The organism is Streptococcus sp. GMD3S, assembly GCF_000298695.2.
In the GTDB taxonomy this organism is placed as follows: Bacteria; Bacillota; Bacilli; order Lactobacillales; family Streptococcaceae; genus Streptococcus.
Genome location: NZ_AJRC02000005.1, coordinates 1 through 15,122, shown reverse-complemented (window position 1 = coordinate 15,122; position 15,122 = coordinate 1). Strand labels below are relative to the sequence as shown.

General features: G+C 41.7%; 14 protein-coding genes and 1 pseudogene. All 15 read right to left on the bottom strand.

All coding sequences use genetic code 11. The features are described 5' to 3' along the window. Positions 1–95 precede the first annotated feature (95 nt). Entirely contained in the window at positions 96–992 is an 897-nt protein-coding gene (locus GMD3S_RS0203445) for an SPFH domain-containing protein (RefSeq protein ID WP_000244061.1), read from the bottom strand. 82 nt (positions 993–1,074) lie between these two features. Then, positions 1,075–2,325 carry a threonine ammonia-lyase IlvA gene (ilvA, locus tag GMD3S_RS0203440; protein WP_000947312.1) on the bottom strand — a complete coding sequence of 417 codons (1,251 nt, stop codon included), beginning with the start codon at positions 2,323–2,325 and terminating at the stop codon, positions 1,075–1,077. Positions 2,326–2,404: 79 nt separating this feature from the next. Further along, entirely contained in the window at positions 2,405–3,427 is a 1,023-nt protein-coding gene (ilvC, locus tag GMD3S_RS0203435; protein ID WP_000290683.1) for a ketol-acid reductoisomerase, read from the bottom strand. An 89-nt stretch (positions 3,428–3,516) separates the two neighbouring features. Next, positions 3,517–3,993, bottom strand: a complete 477-nt coding sequence (gene ilvN / locus GMD3S_RS0203430; RefSeq protein ID WP_001253813.1) for an acetolactate synthase small subunit — start codon at positions 3,991–3,993, stop codon at positions 3,517–3,519. Then, positions 3,986–5,686, bottom strand: a complete 1,701-nt coding sequence (locus tag GMD3S_RS0203425; RefSeq protein ID WP_000411749.1) for an acetolactate synthase large subunit — start codon at positions 5,684–5,686, stop codon at positions 3,986–3,988. The genes ilvN and GMD3S_RS0203425 overlap by 8 nt, the downstream gene beginning before the upstream one ends. Positions 5,687–6,008: 322 nt before the next feature. Then, a complete protein-coding gene (gene fusA / locus GMD3S_RS0203420) occupies positions 6,009–8,090 on the bottom strand; it encodes an elongation factor G (RefSeq protein WP_000090339.1) in 2,082 nt (693 codons plus the stop codon). A gap of 275 nt (positions 8,091–8,365) precedes the next feature. Further along, positions 8,366–8,836: a 30S ribosomal protein S7 gene (rpsG, locus tag GMD3S_RS0203415; protein ID WP_000087873.1), complete on the bottom strand. Its 471-nt coding sequence runs from the start codon at positions 8,834–8,836 to the stop codon at positions 8,366–8,368. Between the two features lie 19 nt (positions 8,837–8,855). Then, positions 8,856–9,269 (bottom strand): 30S ribosomal protein S12, encoded by a 414-nt coding sequence (gene rpsL, locus GMD3S_RS0203410; protein ID WP_001142332.1) that lies wholly within the window; start codon positions 9,267–9,269, stop codon positions 8,856–8,858. A 318-nt stretch (positions 9,270–9,587) separates the two neighbouring features. Then, on the bottom strand, positions 9,588–10,187 hold the full coding sequence (locus tag GMD3S_RS0203400; RefSeq protein WP_000772064.1) for a response regulator transcription factor: 600 nt from the start codon (positions 10,185–10,187) through the stop codon (positions 9,588–9,590). 1 nt (position 10,188) lies between these two features. After that, positions 10,189–11,286: a sensor histidine kinase gene (locus tag GMD3S_RS0203395; protein ID WP_000890228.1), complete on the bottom strand. Its 1,098-nt coding sequence runs from the start codon at positions 11,284–11,286 to the stop codon at positions 10,189–10,191. A gap of 4 nt (positions 11,287–11,290) precedes the next feature. After that, the gene (locus GMD3S_RS0203390; protein ID WP_000794227.1) at positions 11,291–12,025 is read right to left on the bottom strand and encodes an ABC transporter permease; all 735 of its coding nucleotides are present in this window, start codon (positions 12,023–12,025) and stop codon (positions 11,291–11,293) included. Between the two features lie 12 nt (positions 12,026–12,037). Further along, positions 12,038–12,913, bottom strand: a complete 876-nt coding sequence (locus GMD3S_RS0203385) for an ABC transporter ATP-binding protein (protein WP_000216048.1) — start codon at positions 12,911–12,913, stop codon at positions 12,038–12,040. Further along, positions 12,900–13,094: a hypothetical protein gene (locus GMD3S_RS0203380; RefSeq protein ID WP_000709174.1), complete on the bottom strand. Its 195-nt coding sequence runs from the start codon at positions 13,092–13,094 to the stop codon at positions 12,900–12,902. Before GMD3S_RS0203380 ends, GMD3S_RS0203385 begins: the two co-directional genes overlap by 14 nt. Beyond that, the gene (locus GMD3S_RS0203375; RefSeq protein WP_000390700.1) at positions 13,091–13,297 is read right to left on the bottom strand and encodes a hypothetical protein; all 207 of its coding nucleotides are present in this window, start codon (positions 13,295–13,297) and stop codon (positions 13,091–13,093) included. The genes GMD3S_RS0203380 and GMD3S_RS0203375 overlap by 4 nt, the downstream gene beginning before the upstream one ends. Positions 13,298–13,407: 110 nt before the next feature. Continuing rightward, a pseudogene (locus GMD3S_RS0203370) lies at positions 13,408–15,122 on the bottom strand (YSIRK-type signal peptide-containing protein); the annotation flags it as partial.

Sequence of the window (15,122 nt, the reverse complement as noted above, 5' to 3'; positions counted from 1 at the left end):
AAATTATTCTTTACAATACTTAATTGTATACGTTTTTATTTCATTTGTCAATAAAAAAACATATATTCGTCGTAACTATATTATTCTGCATATTTTTATTTGGCTTTTAAAGCCGATAATATATGAGTTCTTATGTCCTCGACTCCATTAGGATTTGCTGGTAGGAAGATTGTATTATTACCCTCTTTATCTGCAAAATTATTCAACGTATCTAAATACTGGTTCGTTAATAGGATAGACATGATTTGTTCTTCAGTTAGCTCAACATTGGCTCCCTTTAACTCTTGGATAGAATCAGCTAGTCCGTCAACAATTGCTTTACGCTGCTCTGCAATCCCTACACCATGTAGGCGATCTTTTTCTGCTTCTGCTTCTGCTGCGGTCACGATTTTAATCTTATCTGCTTCAGCAAGCTCTTGCGCCGCAACTCTCTTACGTTGAGCCGCGTTAATTTCATTCATTGATTGTTTTACTTCAGCATCAGGTTCAACCTTAGTAATCAGCGTTTTGACAATGATATACCCATACGTAGACATTTCTTCAGCCACTTGTTTTTGAACTTCTAAGGCGATTTCATCCTTCTTCTCAAACAACTCATCTAGGGTTAGCTTTGGTACAGATGAACGCAAAGCATCTTCAATATAGGATTTAATTTGGGCTTCTGGACGCATCAATTTATAATAGGCATCTGTGACGTTATTTTCATTTACTCGATACTGAGTTGCCACATTCATCGTTACAAATACATTATCTTGCGTCTTTGTCTCTACAACAATCTCACTTTGCAACAAGCGTAGTTGAACTCTTGCCGCAATCCTATCAATTCCAAAAGGAGCTCGTAAATGAATACCACTATTGCTCAACTTTTGGTATTTACCAAAGCGTTCTATGATAGCGACCGATTGTTGTCGAACCACATACACAGAACTAATCATAATCACTGATGCAATCACCACTAAAAACAATAAAATAAGTAAAATTTGTAAAACCATGGGAATCTCCCCCTTTCGTCACCCTCATTATAGCACCATCAACATCATTACGCAAATAATATGATAATAATTTTATTTTAGCTTAAACTAGCATATTATACAATGTTTCGTTCCCATTCAAATTAATATAAGATGGGTCAAACTTTTCCATTCGATGAATCAAGCCAGCATAATCATGCTTATTGGCAAGAGCTACCCCAATCAAGACAGGGCCTGTCCCCTTGCTTGCTCGTTTGATATATTCAAAACGAGTGATGTCATCATTTGGCCCCAAAATGTCATTTACAAACTCTCGTAGAGCTCCTGGACGTTGTGGGAAATTCACTACAAAGTAATGCTTGATTCCATCGTAAATCAAGGCACGTTCTTCCATCTCTGGCATGCGGTTGATATCGTTATTTCCTCCAGAAATAATACAACAAATCGTCTTGCCTTTGATATAGTCTGATAAAACTTCCAAGGCTGCAACGCTGGCAGCTCCGGCTGGTTCTGCTACAATACCTTGTTTGGAATAAAGATCAATCAAGGTTTCGGAAATCAATCCCTCGTCCACCCCAATCAGCGTTTCAACATTCTTACGGGTCGCTTCATAGGTTAATTGTCCAACCTTTTGTACGGCTATCCCATCAGCAAACTTATCAATTTCTTTGAGCTTAACTGGTCCCCCAGCTTCAAAGGCAGCTTTCATAGAGCGAGCACCATTAGCTTCTACCCCAATCACTTCAATGGTCGGGTTGGTTTCCTTAATATAAGTAGAAACACCGGCAATCAATCCGCCACCACCTACTGGTACAAGTACTGTGTCAAAATCAATAGACTCTTTACGGGCTTCTTCAAGAATCTCATAGGCTACAGTCCCTTGACCAGCCTGAACATGCGCATCATCAAAAGGATCGATAAAGGTGCGGTTTTCTGTCAATGTAAATTCTTGTGCTGCCTTAGCAGAAGCATCAAAGGTATCCCCAACCAACTTGATTGTCACGAACTCTCCACCGAAAAAGCGAACCTGCCCAATCTTTTGTTGCGGTGTTGTGATGGGCATAAAAATGGTTGCAGGAATCTTCATCTCATTACAAGTATAGGCGACACCTTGGGCATGATTTCCCGCAGAGGCACAGACTACACCACGCTCGCGTTCTTCTTTTGATAGTTGAGAAATGGCATAATAGGCTCCACGAATCTTAAAAGAGCGAACTCGTTGCGCATTCTCCTTTTTGAGATAAATCTTTGCTTGGTATTTTTCTGATAAATAATGATCATATTCTAGTGGTGTATCAACTACTACACCACTCAAAACTTTGTGGGCTCTCACCACATCTTTTGCACTTAGCATTGTCTCCTCCTCAAGTACTTTTCAAGATAAAAAACGAGTTAGGTACCCCCAACTCGCCTTCTGTCTCTCTTTACAAGAATTAATTGTAGATTTTGAATGCGTCGTCGTCGTTTTTACCAACGAAAGGCATTGCTTTACGCAATTCTGCACCAACTTTTTCAATTTCAAGGTTAGCTGCTTGTTCACGGTAAGCAGTTAATTTTGGACGACCAGCCTTGTAGTCATTTACAAAGTCATTTGCAAATTTTCCATTTTGGATATCTGCCAAAACAGCTTTCATGTTTTCTTTAACTTGCTCAGTAATCACACGTGGACCTGATACATAGTCACCGTATTCAGCAGTGTTTGAGATAGATTGACGCATTTTCTTGAATCCACCTTCATAGATCAAGTCAACGATCAATTTCATTTCATGAAGAACTTCAAAGTAAGCCAATTCTGGGGCATAGCCTGCTTCTGTCAAGACTTCAAAACCTGCTTCGATAAGGGCAGTCAAACCACCACAAAGTACGGCTTGTTCACCAAACAAATCTTCTTCAGTTTCTTCTTTGTAAGTTGTTTCAAGCAAACCAACACGAGCTGCCCCAACACCTTTACACCAGTCCATAGCAATGTTTTTAGCATTTCCTGTAGCATCTTGGTAAACTGCGTAAAGAGCTGGCACACCAAATCCTTCTTCGTAAGTACGACGTACCAAGTGTCCTGGTCCTTTAGGAGCACACATGAAGACATCTACATCTGCAGGAACTTTGATAAATTCAAAGTGGATATTGAAACCATGAGCAAATCCAACAGCATTTCCAGCTTCCAAGTTTGGAGCGATTTCTGCTTCGTACAATTCTTGTTGGATTTCGTCTGGTGCCAAGATCATGATAACGTCAGCCAATTTAGTTGCTTCTGCTACTGTGTAAGTGTCAAAACCATCTTCTTTTGCTTTGTCAAAAGATTTACCTGGACGCACACCGATGATGACATCACGACCTGAGTCACGCAAGTTTTGCGCATGCGCATGTCCTTGTGAACCATAACCGATTACGGCGATTTTTTTACCGTCAAGCGCTGCTACTTTAACATCTTTTTCGTATTCCATTTGAACTGCCATAGTTTTTCTCTCTTTTCTATTTTTATTGCCTTATAGGCTGGTTTAACAAATTTAAACTGGATTTTATACTCAATGAAAATCAAAGAGTATTAGTCGCGGGTAAATCCAGTTGCACCCGTACGAGCGATATTTTTAATACCATATGGTCGAATCACTCGTAATAAAGCTTCACTCTTTTCAGCATTTCCCGTCATCTGGATGGTGATTGAGCTTGGAGCCACATCTACTACCGTTGCACGGAAAGGTTGGATAATGGCCAAGATTTCTGCACGCTTCTCAGCAGGAGCAGATACTTTTACCAAGATAACTTCTCTTTCCAAGTGTGGTTTATCTGTGATATCTCGAATGCGAATCACATCAATCTGACGATTGAGCTGTTTAATGATTTGCTCTACTTCATCATGAGATGCTACATCAATAATGATGGTGATACGAGATACATTGGGGTTCTCTGTCGCACCAACCGAGATACTCTCAATATTGACTTGACGACGAGAAAGGACACCTGTAAAACGATTCAAAACTCCTGAACGGTTTTGCAATCTAGCTGTTAACATTCTACGCATGGAACTTCACCCCCAACATCTCATGATTGCTCTTACCAGCTGGTACCATCGGTAAGACCTGTTCCTTACGAGAAATATCCACCTCGATAAACATGGGCACATCCTCCAGAATGACTTCTAGATCCTTCTCTATCGTCTCTGGATTATCAAATTTATAGTTTTTGATGCCATAAGCCTGTGCCATCAACTGGAAGTCAGGAAGTGTATCAAAGACTGACTCAGAAGTTCTACCCTCATAGAAGGATTCCTGCCACTGACGAACCATTCCTAGTGAGTGGTTATTCAACATGACAACCTTAATCGGCACCTTGTAGATGTTTAGGATCGCTAGCTCTTGGTTGGTCATTTGGAAGCCACCATCACCGACAAAAAGGATGACTTCTTTTTCTGGATTGGCAATCTTGGCTCCGATAGCTGCAGGAACTCCGAATCCCATGGTACCCAAACCACCTGAAGTGACTAACTGACGCTCATTTTGGTAAGGATAATACTGGGCTGTCCACATTTGGTGTTGTCCAACGTCAGTAACAACAATAGCATCCCCATGCGTCAACTCACCGATGCGTTCAATGACAGCCTGAGGTTGAACCACACGTTCTTTCTTATCATAAGAACGAACTCGATTCTTGTCCTTGGTGACTTTTTCAATCCACTTTTCAGTATTGTTATGAACAGTTGGTTCTGCCAGTAGCATCTGCAAGGCTTTCTTAGCATCTCCCACTACAGGAATATCTGCACTGATAATCTTACCAATCTCAGCTGGGTCAACATCGATATGGGCAACCTTAGCATTCTTCGCGAAGGTCTTAGGGTTCCCAGTCAAGCGGTCATCGAAACGGCAACCAATACTAATCATAAAGTCCGCTTCCGTCATTGCAATATTGGCTGCGAAAGAACCGTGCATTCCTCCCATCCCTAGAAAGAGCGGATGACTCGTTGCAATGGTTCCTTGCCCCAAAAGACTAGTGACTACTGGAATTTGGTAACGTTCAGCAAATTCATTGAGCTCTTTAGAAGCTTCCGCATAGCTGATACCACCGCCTGCTAACAAAACAGGTTTCTTGGCTTTTGACAATTGCTTCAAGATTTTCTTGATTTGCATGTCATTCGGTTCAAGCGTCGGTTGGTAACTTGGTAAATTCACCTCCGGTGAATAGATGAAATCTGTCTCTAGAGCTGATACATCCTTTGGCAAGTCAATCACAACAGGACCTGGACGACCTGTCGTTGCGATATGAACAGCTTCCGTAATGATACGGGGAATATCTGCTGTCTCACGAACTTGGTAATTGTACTTGGTAATGGGCATGGTAATCCCCACGATGTCCGCCTCCTGAAAAGCATCTTTCCCAATTCCAGCTCGCGCAACCTGACCTGTAAAGACCAAAAGGGGAACGCTATCGCTCATGGCATCTGCAATCCCTGTAATGGCATTTGTTGCTCCCGGCCCACTCGTGACGACGGCAACGCCCAACTTTCCAGTTGATTTGGCATATCCTTCAGCTTCGTGAAGACAACCTTGCTCATGGCGTCCTAAGATGTGGCGAATACCTTTAAAATTGTATATCGCATCATACAAAGGTAAGACCGCACCACCAGGATAACCAAAAATGGTATCAATCCCTAAGTCCCGAAGTGTTTCCAAAACTAGGTCCGACCCCGTCTTAGGAGATTCTAAACTGATTTTCTCCATTATTCCCCTTTCTCTTCTCTTAAAAAAATAGCTTGTTACTATCATACCATTTTTTCAAAAATTTTCAAGGCAAAAGAGTCAATTTTCTGAATTTTCTATCTAAAAGTGTATTTATGAATCTTTCCCTCATTTTTATTAATTTTTCTACGGAATTCAGAACCTTTATTTACTTTAATTTATCAAATTAGAATATTTTCTTACTTGGTAGAATTAGTATTTTTCTCACTTAGCGACCAAATTCGTATACTATATTCAGCAAAAATGAATAGTTAAAGACAAAAAAGGAAGCCACTAAGTGACTTCCTTCTAGAGTGAGGACTGATTAGTCTTCACCTTTGTTTTTCTTAATGATTTCTTCTTGTACTGACTTAGGTACATCTTCGTAGTGGTCAAATACCATCATGAAGGTACCACGTCCTTGAGATGCAGAACGAAGAACTGTTGCGTAACCGAACATTTCAGCAAGCGGAACGTAAGCACGAACGATTTGGCTGTTACCGTGTGCTTCCATACCATCTACACGTCCACGACGAGCAGTTACGTGACCCATAACATCACCAAGGTTTTCTTCTGGAACAGTGATGGTTACAAGCATCATTGGCTCAAGGATAGCTGGTTGTGCTGATTTAGCAGCTTCTTTAAGGGCAAGTGAAGCCGCGATCTTGAAGGCAGTTTCAGATGAGTCGACATCGTGGTATGAACCATCGTAAAGCTTAGCTTTAACGTCAACCATTGGGTAACCTGCAAGAACACCGTTAGCCATAGATTCTACCAAACCTTTTTCAACCGCTGGGATAAATTCACGAGGAACCACACCACCGACGATTGCGTTTTCGAATTCGAATCCTTTACCTTCTTCGTTTGGAGTAAATTCAATCCATACATCACCGAATTGACCTTTACCACCAGACTGACGTTTGAAGAATCCACGTGCTTGAGTAGAAGCGCGGAATGTTTCACGGTAAGATACTTGAGGAGCACCTACGTTCGCTTCAACTTTGAACTCACGACGCATACGGTCAACAAGGACATCAAGGTGAAGCTCACCCATACCAGAGATAACTGTTTCACCAGTTTCAACGTTTGTTTCAACGCGGAATGTTGGATCTTCTTCAGCCAATTTTTGAAGGGCGATACCCATCTTGTCTTGGTCTGCTTTAGATTTAGGCTCAACCATCAATTGGATAACTGGTTCTGGAACGTTGATTGACTCAAGGATGATTTTAGCTTTTTCATCTGTCAATGAGTCACCAGTTGTAGTATCTTTCAAACCAACGGCAGCAGCGATATCACCTGAGTAAACAGTGTCAATTTCTTGACGGCTGTTAGCGTGCATTTGAAGGATACGTCCGATACGTTCACGTTTACCTTTAGAAGTGTTCAATACGTAAGAACCTGATTGGAGAACACCTGAGTATACACGGAAGAATGTCAAACGACCTACGAATGGGTCAGTCATGATCTTGAAGGCAAGAGCTGCGAATGGCTCTTCGTCAGATGCTGGGCGAGTTTCTTCTTCGTCTGTATCTGGGTTGATACCTTTGATCGCTGGGATGTCAAGTGGGCTTGGAAGGTAGTCGATAACCGCATCAAGCATCAATTGAACACCCTTGTTCTTGAAGGCAGAACCACACAATACTGGGAAGAATTCAACGTTGATAGTTGCTTTACGGATAGCAGCTTTCAATTCTTCGTTAGTGATTTCTTCACCTTCAAGGTATTTCATCATCAAGTCTTCATCAGTTTCAGCAACTGCTTCAACCAATTTTTCACGGTATTCTTGAGCTTGGTCAAGGTATTCAGCTGGAATATCTTCTTCAAGGATATCTGTACCAAGGTCGTTAGTATAGATTTCAGCTTTCATCTTGATCAAGTCGATGATACCGCGGAAGTCATCTTCAGCACCGATTGGCAATTGGATTGGGTGTGCGTTTGCTTGAAGACGGTCGTGAAGTGTGCTTACTGAGTAAAGGAAGTCAGCACCGATTTTGTCCATTTTGTTAGCAAATACGATACGTGGAACTCCGTACTCAGTTGCTTGACGCCAAACTGTTTCAGTTTGAGGCTCAACACCTGATTGTGAGTCAAGAACAGTAACCGCACCGTCCAATACACGAAGAGAACGTTGTACTTCGATTGTGAAGTCCACGTGTCCTGGTGTGTCGATGATGTTTACGCGGTGGTTGTTCCATTGAGCTGTTGTCGCAGCAGATGTGATAGTGATACCACGTTCTTGCTCTTGCTCCATCCAGTCCATTTGTGACGCACCTTCGTGAGTTTCACCGATTTTGTGGATTTTACCAGTGTAGTAAAGAATACGCTCAGTAGTTGTTGTTTTACCGGCATCGACGTGAGCCATGATACCGATATTACGAGTTTTTTCAAGTGAAAATTCGCGTGCCATGAGGTTTGTTTCTCCTATTTATTTTAATTTCTATTCTATTATAACACGATTTTAATAAAAACGGATAGGCAGGACCTACCCGTTCTCAATGTTTATCTTGTTTTTGTTGGTTTCAACTTGTAGATAAGTTGAATTGAACTCGGGCTAAAGTTAATTAGCCTATTTGAGCCGGAACGGGATGCTGTGTGAAAAAGATAAACTTCCTTGTATTCGTCGAATACTGCGTCAGTTTCCTATTTTCACCTTGCATCCTTACCGTTCCTAGCATCATGATTTTACCAACGGAAGTGTGCGAAGGCACGGTTAGCTTCAGCCATACGGTGAGTGTCTTCACGTTTCTTAACTGCTGCACCAGTGTTGTTCGCAGCATCCAAGATTTCTTTTGCAAGACGGTCTTGCATTGTGTGTTCACCACGAAGGCGAGCGATGGTTACCAACCAACGAAGTCCAAGTGTTGTACGACGTTCTGGACGAACTTCAACTGGGACTTGGTAGTTAGATCCACCAACACGACGTGCACGTACTTCAAGTACAGGCATGATGTTTTCCATAGCTGTTTCAAATACTTCAAGTGCATCGTTTCCAGTAGCTTCTTTGATTTGCTCAAAAGCACCGTAAACGATTGAAGCAGCTGTACCACGTTTACCATCAAGCATAACGCGGTTGATAAGACGAGTAACTAGTTGTGAATTGTAAAGCGGATCTGGCAATACGTCACGTTTTGGAGCTCTATTTTTACGACTCATTTCTCTTTATCCCCTTTCCTTATGCTTTTGGACGTTTAGTACCGTATTTAGAACGGCCTTGTTTACGATCGTTAACACCTGCAGTATCAAGTGCACCACGGACGATATGGTAACGTACCCCTGGAAGGTCTTTTACACGTCCACCACGAAGAAGCACCACGCTGTGCTCTTGCAAGTTGTGTCCGATACCTGGGATGTAGGCAGTAACTTCGATAAGGTTGCTCAAACGTACACGAGCGAATTTACGAAGGGCAGAGTTAGGTTTTTTAGGTGTCATTGTTCCCACACGAGTTGCAACACCACGTTTTTGTGGTGAAGAAACGTTTGTTTGAACTTTTTTATGACTGTTGTAACCAACGTTCAAAGCTGGTGATTTAGATTTTTCTACTTTTGATTTACGCGGTTTGCGAACCAATTGGTTAATTGTAGGCATCTACATTCTCCTGTGTTTTTTTATTTTTGGTGATGATACACTTGGTGACAGCTACCATCTGTGTGTACTTTTGCAACATTTGTCAGCACGTCCCTGTACACTTTTGAGAGACCAAAAGTAAAAAGTACCGTCTATTATTGTAACACAATTTTTCCTTCATTGTCAAGATATTTTTCATTTTTATTCTGATCTTTTAACTCTTTGACACTAGCTTTCACCGCTTTTCTAAACCAGAAAAGGAGGCGATTTACCTCCTCCTTTCTAGTATGGATTTCCTTTGATTCAAGTTATCGTTTCGGAATTTTTTAACCCTTCTTATCAAAGCCAACCAGATTCTTTTGCAATGTTGGCTGCCTCTGTTCGATTACCAGCATCTAGTTTCGAAAGAATATTGGTGACATAGTTTCGGACGGTTCCATTTGATAGATAAAGCTGGTCTGCAATCTCTTGATTGGATAAGCCCTGAGCAATTCCCTTTAAAACAGCGATTTCTTGCTCTGTTAACGGGTTAGGATGCGTCATCACCACTTCCATCAATTCAGGCGAATATTCCTTGCGTCCTTCGAGAACAGTGTGCAAGGTTTGCATGAGGTCTGCAATGCTTCTTTCTTTCAAGACATAAGCATCCACTCCAGCCTTGACCGCACGTTCAAAATATCCGGGACGTTTGAAGGTCGTCACCACAACCACCTTTGTTTCTAGCTTTTCTGCTCGTATCCACTCCAAGACTTCGAGGCCTGTCTTAACAGGCATTTCTACGTCAAGAATGGCGATATCTATAGACTCCTTTTCTAAGAGTTGGATTGCTTCTTGGCCATCCTTGGCTTGTAGGACAGACTCTACATCTGGTTGAAAGGTAAGCAACTGGCACATAGCATCTCGCAACATACTTTGATCTTCTGCAACAAGTAATTTCATCTTAATTTCTCTCCTTATAAGGTAGCCGAACCTGCACTTCAGTCGGATGTTTCTGAATGATCACCTTTACTTCTCCTGAAAAAGGAAGGACACGGTCTCGAACGGTATGGAGTTCATCTCCTTTTAGTGAAGCAAAGCCACAGCCATCATCTCTCACTGTTAGGATGAGTTCTTTCTCAGTTCGTTCTAATTTCAAGTAAGCTTTCGATGCTTTAGCATGCTTGATGATGTTGGTCACTAACTCAAGCAAAATCATGGAGGCCGTTGATTCTAATTCCTGAGTTAGGCTAGCTGTATCTAGTTGGTGATTGATTTCCGTTTCAATTCCTGCAATTTCCAGCATTTTTTTAACAGTCGCAAACTCGGAAGCAAGGGTTCTTGTTTTAAGATTTTCGATAATTGTACGGACTTCATTCATGGATTCTTTACTGATTTGATGAATTTCTTTTAATTCTTTTTCCACTTGAGGATAGGCCTGCATTTGAAGAAGCTGGAGGGCAAGGTCCGTCTTCACACTCAACATGGCAAAGGTATGACCTAGGCTGTCATGGAGATCCTGACCGATACGACTGCGTTCGTTTTCAGCCAAGAAAAGATTGAGCTTGGCATTTTGTTTCATCTTTTCTTCTTTTATGTCCTCCGACAATCGAATTCGATAAAGACCAAAGGTCATTGCATCGGAAAAGATAAAGGTCACCAAGAAAAAGAGTAGCTGCCAGGGACTAACATGATTGACCATATAGATTCCGGTCAGAATAAATGGTTGCAGGACAATAAAACTGACAAAACGCCAAGAGTGAAAAGAAATCTCATCCAGCTCATAAATAAGGAGATTGGATAAATAAAAGATAAACCATGTGAAACCTGAACTTAGCCAAACAGATGTATAAAAAATGTAGACAAGCATGGACCACCATGCTAGCCACTGCACGGTGCGATTCTGACTGATTAAAACCAAATAGAAGGCAAGTACAAATAGTAGGGTCCATAGCAAGGTTAAAAGCGGGTAATCTCCAACGATGACGCCCGCTATAGGAAAGATGATAAACACAATTGAAATATGAAACATATAATGAATGTTTTTAAATTTTTCCAACATAGATTTATTTTACCTCAATCCTTTTTTTCAGCTGGATTACCAGTACACCAAAGAAAACTGTATAGCCTAGCACAACCAAGGCAGAAAGAATATTAAATTCATGGTGTTCCAAATAAGTAGAGACGACCTGCATCAGTTGATAGGTTGGAGTCAGCTTTCCAATAGATTGGAGCCATTCTGGGAAGGAATCCAAGGGGAACCACAGTCCACCTAGAACAGCCAAAGCAATATAGGCAATATTTCCAACAACCGTCATCAGTTGAGCACTGGGTAGCAAGCTCACCAAGACCCCCATGCTGATAAAGACAACGCTTCCGATCAGCAAAATAGCACCAATTACCATCCAGTCAAGCCAAGGCAGAGTCACTCCACGGACAAAATGACCAACTGAAAAGACAACTGTAATTGATAACAAGAAAGTCAGTAGGGTACTGAACAGTTTTGATACATAATATTCTACCATAGATACGGGAGAATGTTGAATCAATTTTTGCCAGTTGTTTGTCTTATCAGACTCGAGTGTGCTTGGGATACTGAAAAAAGCACTTGACATGATACTAAAGAGCGTCATGGCAAAAAGATAGGCTTGAAGAGCAATTTCTGGAATATCTGACCCTGACATCATACCAGAAAAGATAAGGTAAAACACACTTGGAAGTCCGATGGATAGCAAGTAGTAGACTGCTTGCCGTTTCATCAGAATGATTTCCACTTTCATGAGACTTGTCATATTTTTCATCGTCAATCTCCTTTAATCTTGAGTCGTTTCGAAGATACTGTCTAAGAGAGTTCGATTGCGAACTTCAATTTCTTCGATCATGCAGCCCTGATCTTGCAAGACTTTCCATACCTGGCTGGCTTCTTTGGTTGTGAAGGAAAGAGCATTTTGCTTGATTTCAAGCTCTTGAACCTGGTCCAAAGTGCTGATAACTTCCTGATAAGTTAGAGGTACCGTAAAGTGTTTTTCTTGTTCTTCACCACGCATGGCATAAGGCGTCGTATCGCGAATCAATTCTCCCTTGTGGAGGACCAAAATGCGGTCAGCCGTATGTTCTACCTCTTCGATATAGTGGGAAGAATAGACAATGGTGACACCATTTTTCTTTAACTGATTGACAATTTCCCAAAAATGCTGACGAGTCGAGGTATCCATGGCAGCAGTTGGCTCGTCTAAAAATAGAATTTTCGGACGACCTATTAAAGACAACACAAAAGAGAACAAACGTTTTTGCCCACCAGACAACTTGCCCGCTAGCTGATTTTTCTGTTTGTCCGAAAATCTCAGCAAGTCATCAATTTCTTGATTGGAGAGACTGTTTGGATAGATTGATTGAAAGAAGGATAAGAGTTCTTTCACTTTCAAGTCTTGAACCACCGTATTTTCTTGAGGTAAGATAGAAATAAGCTGCTTTAATCGAGGATCTGTTGGTGCAAAGCCTTGAATAGCTATCTGACCTGAGCTCACGAACTTGTCGCCCAAGAGGCAATCAATCAAGGTCGTCTTACCTGCTCCGTTAGGTCCGATCAAGGCGACACATTCACCATCGTTGATTTCAAAGGAGATGTTCCGCAAGATCTCCTTGTCTTTTATTTTCTTACTCAATTTCTCAACTTTAATCACAGTCATGAGATTCTCCTTTCAACCACTTCATTCCCATAGGGAAAACAACGAAAATCATAAATCCAAAACCCCAAGCACCACGAATGAATTGCCGAAGCAAGGTTTGGTCAAACCAACCAGTAAACATTTCCACTAACCATACCAAGAGTGACAAGCCGATAAAGAGATAGATGATTGCTTTTTTCATTCCTCAAACTCCTTTTTCACATCTCTGAATAATTTCAAACCTTCTCTGACAAGCCAAGACATCATTCCAAAGCCAGCAAAGAGCTCCCAAGGAAAATGGTAGAAACCCTCGTCCAATCCTGAAAACATGAGATAGGTCATAACTCCTGCTGCTACTAAACTCACTGCGACAATCATTTTATTTTTCATTTCTTCTTCCTCCATTTCATACTTCAATTATAGTCCTTTGAAGTAAACGGAGCTAGATGCTTCTGTCACTAGGAAATATGACAAATGTCATAAAAAAGAACCGATTTCTCGGTTCTTAAAAATGATTAGTCTGATTCATCGTTTCGTTTCTTTTTACCTAGCAATCCAAGTGTCATGACACCTGCTAGGGTTGTTAGAATTCCTAGATTTTTCAAACCATCTTCTTGACTTCCTGTATTTGGAAGTTGATTTTTTTCTACAGAGATGTTTTGAGTCAATTGATCTGGTTTCGAATCAGGTACTGAAAGTTCTTTTTTATCAGACGGCTTCACTTGCTCTGGAAGTTCTACTACTGTTGGAGTATAGAATCCTGAAATGATATTTCCATTACGGTCTTTACGGATCACTTTCACACCTTTGGATTGTCCTACAAAGTTTACCTCAGGAGTAAAGGTGACGGTGCCATCTGGTGAGATTACATAAGTTCCTTCGCCTGGAACGACTTTTTCAGTTGTTCCATCTTCAAAGGTTGGCGGAACTGTCAGATCGACATCACCTGTAAAGTTTGGTTTACCAGTCTGAGTTTGACCTTTAAGACCTTCTGATGTCGCATCACTCACTTGTGTTTGTCCAAGGACAGTTGGTGTGTAATGAGCAATAACTACATTTCCATACACATCCAGACGTTTCACAACCAATCCTTTAGCTGTACCAACAAAGTCTGGTTCTGGAGTAAAGGTAATTTGACCATCTTTATCAATTGTATAGCTTCCTTCACCCGGAACAACCATAGTCGTGCTGCCATCCTCAAAGGTTGGTGGAACTGTACTATCGATATGTCTTTCAAACGTTGGTGTTGCCACTTGTGGTTGGCCTTTTGCTCCTGTAGAAGTCGTGTCATGACCAGTAGATGGATCTACAACTGTTGGGCGATAGCTTGCAGTAACTGGAGTACCATTCTTATCCTTGCGGACAATCGTTACGCCTGTTCCTTTTCCTACAAAATTAGCTTCTGGAGTGAAGGTGACGATGCCATCTAGTGAGATTGCATAAGTTCCTTCACCTGGAATCACTTTTTCAGTTGTTCCATCTTCAAATGTCGCCGCCACAGTTTCATCGATTGGAACAAGCGGATTACCACCTTCAAATGTTGGCGTACCTGTTTGAACAAGACCCTTAATGTTAACTGAAGAAGTATCTTTACCAGTTGGAGTCACCTTAGTAAACTCTGGGCTGTAAGTCGCAGTAACTGGGGTGCCATTCTTATCCACACGTTTCACTGTAACTGGATCTGGGTTCCCAACAAACTGCTTGTCTGGGGTGAAGGTCACTGTACCATCTGGCGCAATCGTGTAGGTTCCTTGACCTGGAATAGATTTCTCTTTGCTTCCATCTTCGAAGGTTGGCTCAACTGTTTCATCAATTGGAAGCAGTGGGTCGCCACCTTGGAAGCTTGGGGTACCGGTTTGTGGAACACCCTGAGGACCCGTGCTAGTTGCGCTAGTTCCTGTTGGTGTTACTTTCGTAAACTCTGGACTATAAGTTGCAGTAACTGGGGTGCCGTTCTTATCCACACGTTTGACTGTAACTGGAGTTGGGTTTCCGACAAACTGTTTGTCTGGGGTGAAGGTCACTGTGCCGTCTGGTGCAATCGTGTAAGTTCCTTCACCTGGAATAGTCTTCTCTTTGCTTCCATCTTCGAAGGTTGGCTCAACTGTTTCATCGATTGGAACCAGTGGATCGCCACCTTGGAAGCTTGGAGTGCCTGTTTGTGGAACACCCTGAGGACCTGTGCTGGTTGCGTTAGTGCTGGTTGGGGTTACTTCTTTCACCACCGCTT

What these genes read in the sequence shown, in the direction of transcription:
- GMD3S_RS0203445 (WP_000244061.1), bottom strand. Translation starts at nt 992, where the DNA reads ATGGTTTTACAAATTTTACTTATTTTATTGTTTTTAGTGGTGATTGCA.
- ilvA (WP_000947312.1), bottom strand. Translation starts at nt 2,325, where the DNA reads ATGCTAAGTGCAAAAGATGTGGTGAGAGCCCACAAAGTTTTGAGTGGT.
- ilvC (WP_000290683.1), bottom strand. Translation starts at nt 3,427, where the DNA reads ATGGCAGTTCAAATGGAATACGAAAAAGATGTTAAAGTAGCAGCGCTT.
- ilvN (WP_001253813.1), bottom strand. Translation starts at nt 3,993, where the DNA reads ATGCGTAGAATGTTAACAGCTAGATTGCAAAACCGTTCAGGAGTTTTG.
- GMD3S_RS0203425 (WP_000411749.1), bottom strand. Translation starts at nt 5,686, where the DNA reads ATGGAGAAAATCAGTTTAGAATCTCCTAAGACGGGGTCGGACCTAGTT.
- fusA (WP_000090339.1), bottom strand. Translation starts at nt 8,090, where the DNA reads ATGGCACGCGAATTTTCACTTGAAAAAACTCGTAATATCGGTATCATG.
- rpsG (WP_000087873.1), bottom strand. Translation starts at nt 8,836, where the DNA reads ATGAGTCGTAAAAATAGAGCTCCAAAACGTGACGTATTGCCAGATCCG.
- rpsL (WP_001142332.1), bottom strand. Translation starts at nt 9,269, where the DNA reads ATGCCTACAATTAACCAATTGGTTCGCAAACCGCGTAAATCAAAAGTA.
- GMD3S_RS0203400 (WP_000772064.1), bottom strand. Translation starts at nt 10,187, where the DNA reads ATGAAATTACTTGTTGCAGAAGATCAAAGTATGTTGCGAGATGCTATG.
- GMD3S_RS0203395 (WP_000890228.1), bottom strand. Translation starts at nt 11,286, where the DNA reads ATGTTGGAAAAATTTAAAAACATTCATTATATGTTTCATATTTCAATT.
- GMD3S_RS0203390 (WP_000794227.1), bottom strand. Translation starts at nt 12,025, where the DNA reads ATGAAAAATATGACAAGTCTCATGAAAGTGGAAATCATTCTGATGAAA.
- GMD3S_RS0203385 (WP_000216048.1), bottom strand. Translation starts at nt 12,913, where the DNA reads ATGACTGTGATTAAAGTTGAGAAATTGAGTAAGAAAATAAAAGACAAG.
- GMD3S_RS0203380 (WP_000709174.1), bottom strand. Translation starts at nt 13,094, where the DNA reads ATGAAAAAAGCAATCATCTATCTCTTTATCGGCTTGTCACTCTTGGTA.
- GMD3S_RS0203375 (WP_000390700.1), bottom strand. Translation starts at nt 13,297, where the DNA reads ATGGAGGAAGAAGAAATGAAAAATAAAATGATTGTCGCAGTGAGTTTA.